Source organism: Butyrivibrio sp. INlla21 (assembly GCF_900116875.1).
Classification (GTDB): Bacteria; Bacillota; Clostridia; order Lachnospirales; family Lachnospiraceae; genus Butyrivibrio.
Genome location: NZ_FPCC01000029.1, coordinates 18,989 through 35,911, shown reverse-complemented (window position 1 = coordinate 35,911; position 16,923 = coordinate 18,989). Strand labels below are relative to the sequence as shown.

11 protein-coding genes and 1 other annotated feature (1 of these 12 running past the window's edge) are annotated in these 16,923 nt (G+C 43.4%); of the genes, 1 reads left to right on the top strand and 10 read right to left on the bottom strand.

All coding sequences use genetic code 11. The features are described from left to right. The 5 genes from BM377_RS13600 to BM377_RS13580 all read right to left on the bottom strand — a co-directional run. Positions 1-1,970: carbohydrate-binding protein (locus tag BM377_RS13600; RefSeq protein ID WP_143104515.1), on the bottom strand; the 1,970-nt coding region annotated here is incomplete at its 3' end. A gap of 263 nt (positions 1,971-2,233) precedes the next feature. Further along, a complete protein-coding gene (locus BM377_RS13595) occupies positions 2,234-3,391 on the bottom strand; it encodes a pyridoxal phosphate-dependent aminotransferase (RefSeq protein ID WP_092249629.1) in 1,158 nt (385 codons plus the stop codon). Next, a complete protein-coding gene (locus BM377_RS13590; RefSeq protein WP_092249626.1) occupies positions 3,388-3,876 on the bottom strand; it encodes an Lrp/AsnC family transcriptional regulator in 489 nt (162 codons plus the stop codon). The genes BM377_RS13595 and BM377_RS13590 overlap by 4 nt, the downstream gene beginning before the upstream one ends. A 62-nt stretch (positions 3,877-3,938) precedes the next feature. Beyond that, on the bottom strand, positions 3,939-4,916 hold the full coding sequence (locus BM377_RS13585; RefSeq protein ID WP_092249623.1) for an AIR synthase-related protein: 978 nt from the start codon (positions 4,914-4,916) through the stop codon (positions 3,939-3,941). A 27-nt stretch (positions 4,917-4,943) separates the two neighbouring features. Next, positions 4,944-6,482 carry a VanW family protein gene (locus BM377_RS13580; RefSeq protein WP_092249620.1) on the bottom strand — a complete coding sequence of 513 codons (1,539 nt, stop codon included), beginning with the start codon at positions 6,480-6,482 and terminating at the stop codon, positions 4,944-4,946. 74 nt (positions 6,483-6,556) lie between these two features. On the opposite strand from BM377_RS13580, the gene BM377_RS13575 reads away from it, so the two are divergent. Next, a complete protein-coding gene (locus BM377_RS13575; protein WP_092249617.1) occupies positions 6,557-7,174 on the top strand; it encodes a hypothetical protein in 618 nt (205 codons plus the stop codon). Here BM377_RS13575 and BM377_RS13570 read toward each other — a convergent pair. The 5 genes from BM377_RS13570 to ileS form a co-directional block, all read right to left on the bottom strand. Then, complete coding sequence (locus BM377_RS13570; protein WP_092249632.1) at positions 7,171-8,334, bottom strand: galactokinase; 1,164 nt, start codon at positions 8,332-8,334, stop codon at positions 7,171-7,173. The genes BM377_RS13575 and BM377_RS13570 overlap by 4 nt on opposite strands. Positions 8,335-8,365: 31 nt before the next feature. Then, complete coding sequence (locus BM377_RS13565) at positions 8,366-9,532, bottom strand: toxic anion resistance protein (RefSeq protein WP_092249614.1); 1,167 nt, start codon at positions 9,530-9,532, stop codon at positions 8,366-8,368. A gap of 24 nt (positions 9,533-9,556) precedes the next feature. Beyond that, positions 9,557-10,735, bottom strand: coding sequence for a 5-bromo-4-chloroindolyl phosphate hydrolysis family protein (locus BM377_RS13560; protein ID WP_092249611.1), 1,179 nt, complete (start codon positions 10,733-10,735; stop codon positions 9,557-9,559). 135 nt (positions 10,736-10,870) lie between these two features. Next, on the bottom strand, positions 10,871-13,351 hold the full coding sequence (locus BM377_RS13555; RefSeq protein ID WP_092249608.1) for a glycogen/starch/alpha-glucan phosphorylase: 2,481 nt from the start codon (positions 13,349-13,351) through the stop codon (positions 10,871-10,873). A 164-nt stretch (positions 13,352-13,515) separates the two neighbouring features. Beyond that, complete coding sequence (gene ileS / locus BM377_RS13550) at positions 13,516-16,707, bottom strand: isoleucine--tRNA ligase (protein ID WP_092249605.1); 3,192 nt, start codon at positions 16,705-16,707, stop codon at positions 13,516-13,518. Between the two features lie 133 nt (positions 16,708-16,840). Continuing rightward, positions 16,841-16,923, bottom strand: a binding site (T-box leader) (it continues 163 nt past the right edge of the window).

Below are 16,923 nucleotides of genomic sequence, written 5' to 3'. Positions count from 1 at the left end.
TCTACATTCTTTGCTACTGCATATCCGTTCTTGTTGATGATCACTGACTGCTTGTTAGGTGCAAGCATTGCAAAATTAAGCTCAGCAGATGCTTCTGCCTCAACCTTCTGGTAAGGATTTACTGCTCCACTTACAGGAGGCTCTACTACAGGAGGCTGCTCTACTGTTCCTGAAGCTGCTGTTGCTTTCCAAGAATCAAGTGTACACCCTGTTCCCATTTTAAGAACAAAATATACATCATGCTTTCCAGTAACTGTTGAGTTTACCTTAACTGTTGCGGTCTTGAATGCATCATCGGTCTTATCAAGCCTTACGGATGCGATATTGGTTCCTGTCACAGAATCCAATTTGATTTCAAGAAGTCCGCTTGTCTTTGTTGCGGTACTAATTGTAAATTCTGATACACCGCTTGTGAAATTCACATCTTTTGCTATTACATATGCTCCCTCATTCATCAAGGTTATAGCATTCTTCTTAGGTGCAACTATTGTATTTTCCTTTGATCTATAACCATCTGCAGCAGAAACCTTTTCTACTTCAACAGTCTCATAAGGATTTATGCCGCCGCTTACAGGAGGCTCTTCTACCGGAGGTGTCACCACTGTTCCCTGGCCAGCTTCTGCCTTCCAAGAATCAATGTTTATTCCTTTACCTTTTGTAGCTACAAAGTAAAGAGTATGCTTTCCGCTGACATCTGAAAGTGCGTTAATCTTTATCTCTTTTGACTCAGTGCTTACTTTAAATGCTGCAAGCTTATCACCGTCAACTTTATCCAATCTGATCTCAAATACAGAAGCCACTGTTGCTCCGGCTTTAACTGTAAATGAGGAAATACCTTTTGAAAGATTAACATCCTTTACGGCAAAATAGCCACCCTCACTAAGGATATTTACTGTTGCACCCATCGGTGTAACCATTGCATCTTTCTTTTCGTCCACGTGATCCTTAGCCACAACTGTGTCATAAGGATTTACGCCGCCGCTTACAGGAGGCTCTTCTACAGGAGGCTGCTCTACTGTTCCGCTGCCTTCCGATACTTCCCAAGCATCAAGCTGAACAGAACCACCTTTTGCCCTGAAATAAACATTATGCTTTCCTGAAAGCGCTGATGTTACATCAAGTGATGTAGCAGAAGTCATATCTGTTCCGATATTGATCTCACCGAGTAATGTATTTGTTCCGTCAACATATACGCCAAGCTTAACCATAGGCTTTGTGGACTTCGCATATACTTTAACTTCTGAAAGTCCCTTTGAGAAGTCTACATTCTCGGCGATTACATATCCGCCGTCATTAATAAGTACAGACTCTTTATTAGGTACAACCTTTGCGTCTACTGATGAATCGGCAAAATTCTCTGCCTCAACTCTTCCGTAAGGATTAACTGTACCTGTCTGTGGCTGATCGGGTTCGTCCGGGACATCAGGAATTTCCGGCTGATCAGGTGTATCCGGCTGGTCCGGAACATCGGGCTGATCAGGTGCGTCAGGCTGATCGGGCTCATCTACCGTTGAACCGGGCTCAGCTGTCCAACTGTCTACCAAGCAGGATCCGGCTACATTTACAAATGCAATGGCATCCAGATCATCTATACCCGATACGGATAGATCATATTCTTTGAACTCGTCGGTGGCGGTATACTTGACATTTCCTATCTTGTCGCCATCTTTGTCGCCTTTTCGAAGTTCAATGATACCTGCTCCGGTTCCTTTGATTTTTAGTGTGATCTTTGAGACTCCCTGTGAGAAATTCACAGAATGTGTAGAAAAATAGTCCCCGCTCTCAAGATTTACTGAAGTAACATCATATTCGTCTGTGACAGTTCCTTGATAACTGTGATCGAAATCAAGTTCCGCTTCGACATTTCCGTACGGCCTTATCTCCGGCGCAGCATATGCCGGCACCCCCTGTGCCATGATCGTAGTTGCTGCCATGGCCGCACTTAAAACTACAGAAACTTTTCTTTTCATTAAACGTTTCACCCCCTTGATTAGTGTAATAAATTTTTAGTAATTCCCCTTAAACGTTTAAGCTATTTTTATTGTAACAATAAAATATTTTTGTGCACAATGCGCAAATGTGCACAAAAATTAATCTTCTAAATAGCAATAATTACTTAACAAAAGCCGTTTTGTTAAGTAAAAACTCAACAAACGCAGATTTTTTCGTAATTGCAAAAGGCGCCGGAATGTTTTTATAACATTCCGGCGCCCGGTAAAATTTATTTAATTATTTAAAGCTTCGATATAAAATTCTCAAGTCTTTCCATTGCCGCTTTTAAATTCTCAACTGAGTATGCATAAGATATTCTGATGTAGCCTTCGCCGCAATCACCGAATGCGGTTCCCGGAACCACAGCGAGCTTCTCTTCTTTAAGAAGTCTTGTACAGAACTCTTCACTGCTCATTCCGAATTTCTTGATAGACGGGAACACATAAAATGCTCCGTATGGCTCAAAGCAAGGAAGACCGATCCTCTCAAATTCATTGAGAAGATATCTTCTTCTGTGATTATACTGTTCACGCATCATCGTAACGTCGTCATCACCATTCTTAAGTGCCTCTATGGCAGCATACTGACTGGTTGTGGGTGCACACATGATAGCAAACTGATGAATCTTGACCATCTGTTTCATGATCTCTTCGGGACCGCATGCGTAACCAAGTCTCCAACCGGTCATTGCATAAGCTTTGGAGAATCCGTTTATCAAAATGGTTCTCTCTTTCATTCCGGGCAAAGATACGATGGATACGTGCTTACCGTTATATGTAAGCTCAGCGTAGATCTCATCGGAAATTACATAAAGGTCATTATCAACAACAACCTTGGCGATCGCTTCAAGGTCTTCTTTTCCCATAACAGCTCCTGTCGGATTGTTGGGGAAGGGAAGCACCAAGATCTTGGTCTTGTCTGTGATCTTATCGAGCACTTCCTGTGCTGTAAGTCTGAACTCATTCTCAACCTTAAGCTCGATAATAACAGGCTTTGCGTCAGCAAGTATTGCACAAGGCTCATATGAAACGTAGCTTGGTTGAGGAATAAGTACTTCATCACCCGGATCTATCATTGCGCGAAGCGCAAGATCAATGGCTTCAGAACCACCGACCGTAATAAATATCTCATTTATAGGGTCGTAAGATACTCCCTGAGTTCTTTTAATATAATTGGATACTTCTTGTCTGAGTTCTTTTAATCCGGAGTTTGATGTATAGAAAGTTCTGCCCTTTTCAAGAGAGTAAATACCCTCATCTCTTATGTGCCAGGGTGTATCAAAATCAGGCTCACCAACGCCAAGTGAAATAGCGCCTTCTGTCTCCTGAACAATATCAAAGAACTTTCTTATTCCGGAAGGTTTTATATCTACAACCTTTTTTCCTATAGGACTTCTCATGGTGTTATTATCTCCCTTGTATCTTCATACTTCTTGGTAAGGATGGTTCCGTGATCCTTGTATTTCTTTAAGATGAAATGCGTAGCGGTACTAAGAACCGTATCCAAAGTGGCAAGCTTGTTATTAACAAAGCCCGCTACTTCCTGCAAAGTCTTTCCTTCGAGAATAACCATGAGGTCAAAACCGCCGCTCATAAGATATACGCTTGTAACCTCGGGATACTTATAAATTCTCTCAGCGATACTGTCAAATCCCAGTCCTCTCTGAGGTGTAACCTTTACTTCTATAAGAGCGTTTACTTTTTCTATTTCTGTCTTGGACCAATCGACCATTGTGTGGTATCCGCAGATAACGCCCTCTTCTTCAAGCGCCTTGAGTTCATTGGCGACTGCTATCTCATCCGCTCCGATCATCACGCTAAGCTCATGAACATCAATGCGGCTGTTCTTCTCTATGATTCTTAAGATTTCTTCTCTTGTACCCATATTAACCACTCCTCTTCTTCTATTCTCTCCGCTAACTATAATACTAGGTAGGCGGTAACAAATCAACAAACAACCTTGTGTATCTCATCAGGCTGCGGAAGTTCCAAAAATCTGCTCTCATCCGCATTTACTATTACGCGATCGTTTCCCTTCTCAAGCGTTCCTATGACGGATGCTGCGATTCCCGCTTCATTTAGCGCATTTACCATTTGCTCGCCATCATCAGTTGCTATCAAAAGAGCTCCTCCCGACAATAATCTGTACGGATTGATCTCATAAAACTCGCAGATCTCTATTGTTTCCTGTCTGACGGGAATACACTTAAGATCCACTTTCAGTCCGGTTCCCGCTCGCTCAGCCATCTCCCAAAGCCCGGCAAAAATTCCTCCGTTTGAAAGATCGTGAACGGCTATGGCTCCGGACTTTATGGCGACTGCGGCCTCTTTTGCCACAAGTGCATAATCTTTAAAATCAATGGCATCATCAATAAAAGACGCAGGATATTTGGTGGTGAGTTCTTTCTTGCCCAGCTTCGCTATTATCGCTGTGCCCTCAAGGCCTACCCACTTCGTAACTACCAAAGAAAGTCCCGGCTTTAGTTCTTTTTTCTTTGCCGCAAGATGCTTATCCTCCGCCGTTCCCACTGCTGTAACTGTGATGATCGGGCTCTTTACGGCTGAAGATATTTCCGTGTGACCACCGGCATAAACCACATCGCATTTCTTGCACGCTTCTATACAGTCGTTGATGATCAGCTTTAATTTCTTTTCTTCTGTTTCTGTGTCCAATAGTATGGAAACAACAACATGGTCGGGAGTCAGCCCCTGTGACAAAAGCCCGTTAACGGCTTTAACAACGGCATAAAATCCGGCATCCTCCACATCTAACATGAACGGATACACCACGGAAAATACCTTTTCAGAATCAGAAAAAGCGCAGTCTGTCCCTACAGCTGCGCTTACTCTTTCTTTAAATTCTGTCTTTATTGGTTTTAGTATGGAACGCTTTAAAGCGTTCTCAGATATTTTTCCTATTTTCATGCCTTTTTAAAAAGGTCCTTTTCTTTATCACTCTTCGGGCTCAGCTTCTTCCTGAGGAGCATTGGCTGCGTTTATCGCATCCTGTGCTGCCTGGTAAGCCGCATCCGATCCCTCGGAACTTTCAGCATTCTGAGCGTCTCTGAGAGCTCCGGCTACAGCCTTGATCGTTCCGAGATCTCCCGTTGCGATAGCATTGTTAAGCTGTGCCATTGCATTACCGTCAGCTCCTGCGGTTCCCACAGAAATAATCCTGGGTACCATCTTATAAGTACTGCTGTTTACCTGCTCACGAGATGTTTCTGCGCCGTTCTCGGTAACAACCTTCCAAAGCTGCGCCTTAACACCTTTGTGTGCAGATTGTACGCCCACATGACCAAGTCCCTGGCCACCGTCTGTTACAATCTGATCTGCCGAAGGAGCTGTCTCCTCAAGGGTCTTACTTACATAAGATACCGATCTTCCGGCAGGTCTTGTCTCTTCACCGTATATATTAAATGTAATGTGCTTGTCGCTTGTTGTGTAACCCTCGATATAAATGGGTGCTTCTGTATTGTTTACAAATCTAAAATTCTTACCGCCTGACTCCGCGATAGCAGCGTCAGCTGAATAAGCAACATAGTTTACGATCATGGAATGATTGTGTCTCTCGGTAACTTCAAGCTCTGCAAGAAGTACTGCGTTGTAAAGAGTGGTAGAAACCTGACAGATACCGCCACCAAAACTTTCTACAACGACTCCGTTAAGATATGATCCCGCCTTGAAATAACCGTTAGCCTCGGTAAAAGGTGTTATGGCTTCAAGTACATTGAATTCCTGTCCGGGATATACCGTCGCACCGTTTATATGTGAACAACCGGTCTGAACATTGGTACTTCTGGATGAACCTGATGTCTTATAGCTTGTTGTATATGATCCGAGAACATCCTTAACTTTAGCAAGCTCTTCTCTGCTTCCGAGAGGCTCATTTGCTGTTATGGAAAGAGCCAGCTCCTCGCCGCTTCCTACCTTGGCATCCTTAACATAAGCCTTGATAAGTTCCGCAGATGCAGCTGTATCTACTTCATAGCCCGTCTGACCTTCTGTTATCTCAAATCCTTCCGCGCCCTTTTTGAGTCCGAAATTCACGGTCTCTCTGTTAAAATTCTTGGCGCAGTTTTCAAGTACAGCGGCAATCGCTTCATCGTCGAAACCATACTCTATATCAAAATTATAGTTATTGACCTCAAGATCCTTGAGTGCCTTATATCTCGCTATCACATTTCCTTCGTGACCAAGCGCATATGCATCTTCCACAACGTCTCTGTTATCCCAGGATATACCAAGCTCAGAACCTGTGATCGTGAGCTTCTGATCCTCTTCGCCGATAAGCGAAATTTCCGCCTCAAGAAGATTGCTAAAATAATCATCAATCGTCGCGGCAGCCTGCTCAACAGTCATATCCGAAACATCAATATTGCCGATGCTGACCCCTTTTGCGATTGTCTTTTCCGCAGCATATACAGGTGCTGAGGGAATCAAAAACGCCAGTAAGAAAAAGAGGCAAATCCCTCCAAATAGTTTTTTCATAATGCTTCCTCTGTGCTATTATGTTCTTATATTATTGACTTAAAAAAGCCTTGATTACTGAAAGGATATTATAGATGAAATTCCCTTTTTTCGCAAGCTTCGTTGTGGTAGCAATTTTTTTTAATATCAGTATGCGCAGAGTCTCAAGAAAAGAAGAAGACAAAGAGGCTGCTTTCTGGCGCAAAGAACGCGAAGCCAACAATGTCAGAAGAAAAAGTTTGGAAAATCTTGACTATATCAGCATCCCTGTGGATATTCTTCCTTTCGATACCGCAGGTGACAATGCCGTGTTAAAAGAAGCAGAGAAAAAAGTCTCTGACCTTAAAGACGAAAAAATAGTTAATCTCACAGGGATCACGAACACCGATCTTAAACTCGAATACGGAACCGCCAATATAAGCGAGCTTTCAAGGTTTGATCAGAACTACACTTCACTTGTATGTGCTCTTCAGGAATGGGGAAAAGAATTGTATAATCTCGGAAGATATGAGGATTCTGCCAAGGTGCTTGAGTTTGCGGTCAAGACAAGATCTGACGTGACCGCAACCTACAAACTCCTTGTCGATATGTACAAGACAAAGCTTGAATTAAACGAAGAAGAAATTAAAAGAAAGATTGAGGGACTTATTCCCATTGCAAAGAATCTAAATTCCCTCAGTAAAAAAAATATCTTGGCATTGCTTGAAAATTAGATCGCGCAAGGGCCTCCGCCGATCTCTACAATGTAGAAAGTAGCTTCGTATCCGATCTTTTTAAGGTAGTTTTCTCCGACTGTCTTAATGAAATTGTCGACAGCTTCATCTTTTACGATTGAAACCGTACAACCTCCGAAGCCGCCACCTGTCATTCTTGAGCCGATAACTCCGGGGATCTTCCACGCTTCCTCTGCGAGCGTATCAAGCTCTATTCCCGTAACATCATAATCATCGCGAAGAGACTCATGTGATGCTCTCATAAGTTTACCGAACTCATCGAGATCACCGGCCTTAAGAGCCTTAACGGCATCGATCGTTCTCTGATTCTCATATACGGCGTGTTTAGCCTTTTTCTGCATATCGGGATCTGTCAAAAGAGCTTTATGCTCCTCAAACTCTTCCGGCGTAAGATCGCCAAGTCCCTTTATGTCTACACTCTTTTGAAGAATCGCAAGTGCATCTTCGCACATCTTACGTCTTGCATTGTACTGTGAGTCCGTAAGTTTGTGCTTTTTATTGGTATTTGCGATAACAATCTTTGCTCCCTTTAAAACAATCGGAGCATATTCATAAGAAAGATCCGCAGTATCTAGGAATATAGCGTTGTTCTCTTTTCCCATCGCGGAAGCAAACTGATCCATGATTCCGCAGTTGCAACCGTTGTAATTGTTCTCGGAATACTGACCGATAAGCGCAATATCTTGATTGGATACGTCAAAACCATACAGATCTCTTAAGATAAATCCTGTAAGCACCTCTAAAGACGCAGATGATGAAAGTCCGGATCCGTTAGGAATATTACCGTCTATAACCATATCAAAACCGGTATCAAGCTTCATTCCTCTTTTTTCAAAAGCCCATACTACTCCCTTGGGGTAGTTGGTCCATCCCGCTTCATCGGATGGCTTTAGATCATCAAGAGATGTTTCTATAACACCTGCACTTTCGATATTTACGGAATAAAATCTAAGCTTGTTGTCATTTCTCTTAGAAACGGCAGCATAAGTTCCGATAGTAAGTGCGCACGGAAAAACATGTCCGCCGTTATAATCCGTATGTTCCCCAATTAAATTAACTCTTCCCGGAGCGAAATATGTTTTTACATCCCCGCCATCCGAAAATACCTTGTTGAAAGCGTCTATTACCGCTTTCTTCATATCCTGATCTATCATTGTAACCCCCTACCCCTTAATTCTTGGCAGCTTCGATAAGCTTATCTTTAAGCTGATTCTCGATCTGAGCAAGCTCAAGCTCTGCCTCGCGGCGTCTTGCCTTACCGTCAGTCTGGATCTTAAGAACTTCATCTAGAGTTGTGATAAGAGTCTCGTTGGTATGCTTAAGTGTCTCGATATCAACGATTCCTCTCTCTGCTTCCTTGGCGCTCTCGATGGTAGCAACCTTGAGTGCATCTGCATTCTTCTTAAGAAGCTTGTTGGTCATATCGTTAACTTCACGCTCAGCCTGAGCAGCCTGAGTTGAATGCTCGATTCCGATAGCGATGACCATCTGGTTCTTCCAAAGAGGAATAGTGTTAACTATAGTAGACTGAATCTTCTCTGCCATAACGGTATCGGAGCTCTGTACCATACGGATCTGAGGACCTGTCTGCATAGCTATTGTTCTTGTAAGCTCAAGATCATAGATCTTCTTCTCAAATCTGTCGCACTTATTGGCAAAATCCTTAGCTTTCTCCGCATCCTCGGGAAGACCTGACTCCTCAGCCTTCTTCTGAAGTTCAACAAGAGTAGTGGTTCTCTCTTCTTCAAGTCTCTTCTTTCCTGCAAGAATGTACATGGAAAGCTCTTTATAGTAGTTAAGATTAAGATCATACATCTTATCAAGGATATCAACGTCTTTCATAAGTGTGATCTGATGTCTTTCAAGCTCTTTACTGATAGTCTGAACGTTGGTCTCAACCTTGTTGTACTTAGCCTTCATAGCCTCAAACTTGTTTGCACCCTTCTTGAAAAATGCAAATAAGCCTTTCTCATCCTCGGCTATCTCGAAGCTCTTAAGCTGAGTAACAAGATCGGTGATCATATCACCAACTTCGCCCATATCTTTTGTCTTTACGTTATCAAGTGCCTTCTCTGAAAAATCGGCAAGCTTTTTCTGTGTTCCTACGCCATAGTTCATGATTCCTGCTGAATTGGCTATGTCGATCTGCTTGCTGAACTCCTCAACCTGCTTAAGTTCCTCGGGAGAAAGCTGTGCCTCAATAGCAACGTTACCGTTATCTTTAGCTTCTTCCTTGGGAGCTTCCTGCGCTGCTGTAGCTGTAGCGGTTGCCGCTTCTTCCCCAAAAGTAAGTGTAGGTGCAGCGGGTGCTGCATCAAAATTAAATTCCTCGCCCATCATTTCCTCCTGATTATGTATTTCTTATTCGCTCTTCATCTGCATGGCAACTCCTTGCCCTTCTGCAGTAAGTCCGTCCTGTGCCATCATTGTCTTCATAACTGAGATATCCGAAGAAATATCCCATGCCATATCCTGAAACAGGCTGTCCAAAAGATTCTCAAACGCTTCGTTGATCGTATCCATTGCATCACTGATCTCTGCCTTGGTCTTGGTTACGTTATCAAGATCCGGTTGCTTTTCAAGCTCAATATATGCGGATAAAAGCTTCTTGGTCGTCGGAAGATAATAATCCATAAGCTTGTGAAGTTCGTCAGCGCTCTCGGGGTTCTTACGAACCTGAGCAAAAATCTTGTTCATGATCTCTTCAAGACGATACAGCTTATCTGACATCTCTTCTGTATCGGGAATCTTATCATTTATCGTTCTTACAAACTTAATGTATTCCGTTCCGTCGCTTAATATATCTTTGGCAGTTCCCGGAAGTCCGGCTTCCTGCCTTGCCTTCTTATTGGCCTCTTCAAGCTCTTTTCTTTCTCTCTCGACTCTGTCCTTTTCGGCTCCAAGATACATCTGATAAGCATTATCCGTTATCATGCATGTCTTTTCCGTGGCGTCGAGTCTGGCTCTGGGAAGGTATCCCTCCTTGATCAGTTCTTTTATATCTTTAAGAACCGTCTCGTCCCTTTTAAGACATCTCTGCGCAAGTGCACTGATATCAAAGTATTCAACTGTTCCGAGCACTCTTCCGTAATCATAATATTTCTTGGTAAGCTTTTGCTTCTTGGCTCCTTTGTGTATAACAAAACACAGCATTCCAAAGATCGCGCCCAATGCTATTGCTATCGGCGTTGCAACCGTTGACCCTGTTGCCGCCGCTATCGCCGCCAAAAGCGCGCCGACTCCGGTTATTGCGCCAAAGAATGTTCCGAAAAAAACAGTTAAAAATCCTTCGGATTTATTGACCTTCTTTTGTAAAAAAGGAATCTGTCTCTGTATCCTGGCAGCATTGAACTGCTGTCTGTATACTCTGCCCTTACCTCCGCTTGAGTACGTTGTATGCCTAGGTATCGATACCGATTTAACGCTTCTTGTGATATCTGAAGCAAGTTTACTGTAATCGTTACTGTCAATTGCGGCAGAAACGCTTTTTAGTATATCCTTGCCTACATCTACAAGCTCATCTTGTATATTTTTTGCCATAACTATTCCTGATCCTCCAACAGCCGATTACAATAAGTAAATCAGCGATAAAACGTATCTAATATTTTACAGTAAAAAAAATCAAAAAACAACGCCCCAACAGTAGTAGTCGAGGCGTTTTTATACTTTTTTTACTTACTTGATATCCACTTTGATCTTATCGAGGTGCCATACCTCATCAACATACTCTTTTATAGTTCTGTCAGACGAGAATTTACCGCAGCTTGCAGTGTTGAGAAGTGCCATCTTCGCCCAGCGTTTCTTATCGGAATATGCATCCGAGATTCTCTTTTGTGCTTCCAGATATGATTCAAAGTCTTTTAAGATAAAGTACTGATCTGCTTTGCTTGAATTCTGCGTATTGAGAAGGCAGTTGTATAAAGGTCTGAACAGTTCCTTATCTTTGGAGAATGTTCCGTCAACAAGCATATCCAGAACCGTCTTTACATTAGGATCGCTGTTGTAGATATCCATCGGATTGTAGTTTCCGTTCTTTTCGTAATCCATAACTTCCTGAGAAGTAAGTCCGAAGATAAACGCATTTTCTTCTCCGACTTCATTTACGATCTCAACATTTGCTCCGTCCAGTGTTCCGAGTGTAACAGCGCCGTTTAGCATCATCTTCATGTTACCTGTTCCGGACGCCTCTTTACTTGCCGTCGATATCTGCTCGGATACATCGGCTGCCGCAAAGATAAGCTCTGCGTTAGATACTTTGTAATCTTCTATGAATACGACTTTTATCTTTCCGCCGATACTCTTGTCGTTATTAACAACGTCGGCCACCGCATTTATAAGCTTGATCGTAAGCTTCGCGGTAAGGTAACCGGCTGCTGCCTTTGCTCCGAAGATATAAGTTTTCGGATAGAAGTCCTGTCCGGGATGGCTCTTAATATCGTGGTACTTATAAATTACCTGGAGGATATTGAGGAGCTGACGTTTATATTCATGAAGTCTTTTTACCTGAACATCAAATATTGACTTGGGATCGACCTTAACGCCGTTGTGCTCAAGGATATAAGCCGCAAGTCTCTCCTTGTTCTTGAACTTGATATCCATGAACTCTTCCTGGGCCTTCTTGTTATCCGCAAAGTCTTTCAGCTTGGACATCTGAGAAAGATCGACAATCCACTCGTCTCCGATCTTCTTGGTGATCCATTCCGCCAAAAGAGGATTTGCATGCATAAGGAATCTTCTCTGAGTAATACCGTTGGTCTTGTTATTGAACTTCTCGGGCATCATCTCATAGAAATCCTTGAGCTCTCTCTGCTTAAGGATCTCGGTATGGAGCTTGGCAACACCGTTTACGGAATGGCCGCCCACGATCGCAAGATGAGCCATCTTGACCTGATTGTCATAAAGAATGGCCATGCTTCTTATCTTGGCCTGAACGTCAATTCCCGCCTGGTTGGTGTACTTACGCATGATCTGATCGACAAATCTTCTGTTTATCTCATCAACTATCTGATAGATTCTCGGAAGAAGTCTCTGGAACAGGTCAACAGGCCATTTCTCCAGCGCCTCCGACATTATCGTATGGTTTGTATAGCAGCAGGTCTTTAATGTAACATCCCATGCTTCGTCCCATGAAAGGAAATATTCATCCATCAAAAGACGCATGAGCTCCGCAACCGCTACCGTCGGATGCGTATCGTTCAGCTGAAATACAGCCTTTTCGTAAAACTTCTTGATGTCCTTGTGGTTTCTTAAATATCTCTTCAGCGCAGTCTGAACAGAAGCGGAGATAAAGAAATACTGCTGCTTTAATCTCAGCTCTTTTCCCGCGATATGATTGTCATTGGGATACAAAACTTCACAGAGCTGGCTTGCAAGGTTCTCCTGCTCAACAGCCTTCTGGTAATCACCCTTGTCAAAAGAGTCGAGGTGGAAGCACTGTACCGGCTCGGCTCCCCAGATTCTCAGTGTGTTGACTATTCCGTTTCCGTAGCCGACGATCGGAAGATCGTAAGGAATGGCCTTAACCACCTGATAACCTTCCTGTTTGAACAAGGTTCTTCCCTTGTCATCGGTATACATGTTTACGTAGCCGCCAAATTTGACTTCTTTTTCGTATTCGTTTCGCCTAAGCTCAAAAGGATTACCGTTCTCAAGCCAGTTGTCAGGCGCTTCGACCTGATAACCATCTACAATTTTTTGCTTAAACATACCGTATTTGTAACGTATTCCACAGCCGTAAGCCATGTAGCCAAGCGTGGATAATGAGTCAAGGAAGCAAGCCGCAAGTCTTCCAAGACCTCCGTTTCCAAGCGCAGGATCGGGTTCCTGATCTTCGATCAGGTTTACATCTATTCCGAGCTCATCAAGAGCCTCTTTTACCGGCTTATAAGCCTGAAGATTGATAAGATTGTTTCCAAATGCCCTTCCCATAAGGAATTCCATGGACATGTAGTAGACAATCTTAACGTCCTGCTCAGATGCCGCTTTCTGCGTAGTCATCCAATGGTCGACAATGGCATCCTTGATAGCGTAAGCAGCCGCCTGGTATATTTCCTGAGGCGTTGCCTCTTCCATAGTCTTTCTGTACAGAGTCTTTACGTTGTATAGCACACTGCGCGTAAACAATTCTTTGTCAAAAGATAACTGTTTCTTCTTCATGCGATGCGCCCTCCTTAGCTGTTGCAAACGTATACCTATCAATATTTTACCGCAAAACAGTTAATAATCAAACTTTTTCATGATATCAAAAAGAGGACTCCGCTTAGGAAGCGGAATCCTCTTTGATTCACTTGATAAAAGTATAGTACTTAAGGCTATATTTATCAAACCTTTTCTACGCCGATAGTAACCTTCTCGCCGTTGATATCCCATTCTTTTGCATTGGCAACGTCTGTGCCGAATACGATCTCATTGGCAAGTACCTTGGTTGCGATACTGTCGTTGTTGGCCTTAACGATCTCGGCAAGCTTGTCGTTACCGTTAAGTGAAACCTTGATGTGATCCATAACTTCGAAGTCTGAATCCTTACGCATTGTCTGGATCTTACTGATAATTTCGAGAACAAAGCCTTCCTTGATAAGCTCTTCTGAAAGATTTGTATCAAGCACAACTGTGATTCCCCAGTTCTCCTGAGAAATGAAGCCTTCCTTCTGAGCGATCTCGATAAGGAGATCTTCCTTAACAAGCTCAACATCAACGTCGTTTACGTTAAACTTGATGCTGCCGTTAGTATTAAGCTCATCCATTGTAGCGTTACCGTCAAGACCTTCAAGATATGCCTTGATAGCTCCGATGTTCTTACCATATTTAGGTCCGAGTGTCTTAAGCTGAGGCTTGAAGCTGTAGCTTGTAAAATCTCTTACATCATCTGTAAATGCAACGTTCTTGACATTGAGCTCTTCTCTGATGATATCCGTATAGAACTCACCAACAGTCTGCTCTGCCTTAACATACATCTGTCCGATAGGCTGACGGTTCTTGATGTTTGCTGCGTTTCTTGCAGCACGGCCGAGTACTACGATATCAAGAACTTCTTCCATATCCTTCTCAAGCTTCTCATCGATCATTGACTGATCTACTGCAGGGAAATCGCAGAGGTGGATACTGATAGGAGCATCCGGGAAGCTTGTACGAACAAGATTCTGGTAAATTTCCTCAGTCATGAAAGGAACCATGGGCGCTGCTGCCTTTGAAATAGTAACAAGTGCAGTATAAAGAGTCATGTATGCAGAAATCTTATCCTGCTCCATTCCCTTTGCCCAGAATCTTTCTCTGCTGCGGCGAACGTACCAGTTGGACATCTCGTCAACAAAGTTATCAAGAGCCTTTCCTGCCTCAGGAATTCTGTAATTCTCAAGGTTCTCATCTACAGCTTTTACGCAGCTGTTGAGCTTACTGAGAAGCCATTTATCCATAACGGTGAGCTTATCGGGCTCAAGCTTGTAATTAGCTGCATCAAATCCGTCAATATTTGCATAAAGTACGAAGAATGCATATGTATTCCAAAGTGTTCCGAGGAACTTACGCTGTCCTTCCTGAACGGCATCACCTGAGAAACGGCTGGGAAGCCAAGGTGCACTGTTTACATAGAAGTACCATCTGATCGCATCTGCGCCGTACTTGGCAAGTGCATCGAAAGGATCAACCGCATTACCCTTAGACTTACTCATCTTCTGTCCGTTCTCATCCTGAACAAGACCAAGAACGATAACGTTCTTAAATGCAGGCTTGTTGAAAAGAAGTGTTGCCTCAGCATGAAGTGAATAGAACCAACCTCTTGTCTGGTCTACAGCTTCTGAAATGAACTGAGCGGGGAACTGCTTCTCGAAGAGTTCCTTGTTCTCAAATGGATAGTGAAGCTGAGCAAAAGGCATTGCTCCTGAATCAAACCAGCAGTCGATAACCTCTTTTACGCGGTGCATCTTCTTGCCGCACTTAGGACATGTGATCTCAAATTTATCAATATATGGTCTGTGAAGCTCGCAAGTCTCAGCAGAAGGATCTCCGGAGAGCTCAGCAAGCTCTTTTCTTGAACCAACGGAAAGCTGGTGTCCGCAGTCATCACACTCCCAGATATTAAGAGGTGTTCCCCAATATCTGTCACGTGAGATACCCCAGTCCTGAATATTCTCAAGCCAGTCACCGAAACGTCCCTTACCGATTGACTCAGGGATCCAGTTGATCTCCTTGTTGTTGCGGATAAGATCGTCCTTAACTTCCGTAACCTTAATAAACCATGATGAACGAGCATAGTAAAGAAGGGGTGTTCCGCATCTCCAGCAGTGAGGATAATCATGCTCCATCTTAGGTGCTGAATAGAGAAGACCTCTCTTATCAAGGTCTTTTAATACCTCGGGATCCGCACTGATCGCGCCCTCTTCCATTTCCTTCTGAGTAGGCTTACATCTCATGCCGCCGAAAGGAGTCTCGGGCTTAAGCTTACCTTCTGAATCTACCATCTGTACAAGAGGTGCATCGTACTTACGTCCTACACGAGCATCGTCTTCACCGAAAGCGGGAGCGATGTGTACGATACCTGTACCGTCTGACATTGTTACATATGTATCGCAATAGATAAAGAATGCCTTCTTGTGCTGCTTCTCAGCTTCATCTGCTGCGCACTGATACAAAGGCTCATATTCCTTGTACTCAAGATCTGTTCCGACATATGATTCAAGAACTTCGTATGCCTTCTGTCCCTCTTCCTGAACAAGAGATCCGAGAACCTTGTCTGCAAGTGCCTCTGCAAGGTAATATACGTTACCGTCTACAGCCTTAACCTTGATATATTTCTCATCAGGGTTAACGCAAAGACCGATATTTGAAGGAAGTGTCCAAGGTGTTGTTGTCCATGCAAGGAAATATGCATCCTCGTCCTTAACCTTGAAACGAACTACGGCTGTGCGCTCTTTTAAGAGCTTGTAGCCCTGAGCAACCTCGTGTGATGAAAGAGGTGTACCGCAGCGAGGGCAATAAGGAACTACCTTGAAGCCCTTGTAAAGAAGACCTTTTTTCCAGATCTCGTTAAGAGCCCACCACTCGGACTCGATGAAATTGTCATCATATGTGATATAAGGATGCTCCATGTCAGCCCAGAAACCTACTGTGCCGGAGAAGTCCTCCCACATTCCCTTATATTTCCAAACAGATTCCTTACATTTCTGGATGAAAGGCTCCATTCCGTACTCTTCGATCTGCTCTTTTCCGTCAAGACCAAGGAGCTTCTCAACCTCAAGCTCAACAGGAAGTCCGTGTGTGTCCCATCCTGCCTTACGAGGAACTGTATAACCTTTCATTGTACGATATCTGGGAATCATATCCTTGATCGCTCTTGTAAGAACGTGTCCGATATGAGGCTTACCGTTAGCTGTCGGAGGTCCGTCGTAGAACATATACATCTCGCCTTTGCTGCGAGTATCCACGCTCTTCTTGAAAACGTCCTCGTCTTTCCAGAATTGTTCAATCTTCTTCTCTCTGCCGACAAAGTTCATGTCAGTTTCGACTTTGTTATACATTTATATTCTCCTCTCTTGAAATAGTGGGATATGTACTAAATTCGAAAAAACCTCATTAAGTACATCCCCATGGCTCGAACTAGCCTCGAAAATACCTCGGCAAGTTCTCTACTCAAAAAGCCCCGTCCTTTGTAAAAAGGACGAGGCCATTAATGTACGCTCGTTATACCACCTGTTTACACATACGCGCCATAGCTTATAAAGTCTACGGTTGAA

Coding starts and splice junctions, on each gene's coding strand:
- BM377_RS13595 (WP_092249629.1), bottom strand. CDS start 3,391: ATGAGAAGTCCTATAGGAAAAAAGGTTGTAGATATAAAACCTTCCGGA.
- BM377_RS13590 (WP_092249626.1), bottom strand. CDS start 3,876: ATGGGTACAAGAGAAGAAATCTTAAGAATCATAGAGAAGAACAGCCGC.
- BM377_RS13585 (WP_092249623.1), bottom strand. CDS start 4,916: ATGAAAATAGGAAAAATATCTGAGAACGCTTTAAAGCGTTCCATACTA.
- BM377_RS13580 (WP_092249620.1), bottom strand. CDS start 6,482: ATGAAAAAACTATTTGGAGGGATTTGCCTCTTTTTCTTACTGGCGTTT.
- BM377_RS13575 (WP_092249617.1), top strand. CDS start 6,557: ATGAAATTCCCTTTTTTCGCAAGCTTCGTTGTGGTAGCAATTTTTTTT.
- BM377_RS13570 (WP_092249632.1), bottom strand. CDS start 8,334: ATGAAGAAAGCGGTAATAGACGCTTTCAACAAGGTATTTTCGGATGGC.
- BM377_RS13565 (WP_092249614.1), bottom strand. CDS start 9,532: ATGGGCGAGGAATTTAATTTTGATGCAGCACCCGCTGCACCTACACTT.
- BM377_RS13560 (WP_092249611.1), bottom strand. CDS start 10,735: ATGGCAAAAAATATACAAGATGAGCTTGTAGATGTAGGCAAGGATATA.
- BM377_RS13555 (WP_092249608.1), bottom strand. CDS start 13,351: ATGAAGAAGAAACAGTTATCTTTTGACAAAGAATTGTTTACGCGCAGT.
- ileS (WP_092249605.1), bottom strand. CDS start 16,707: ATGTATAACAAAGTCGAAACTGACATGAACTTTGTCGGCAGAGAGAAG.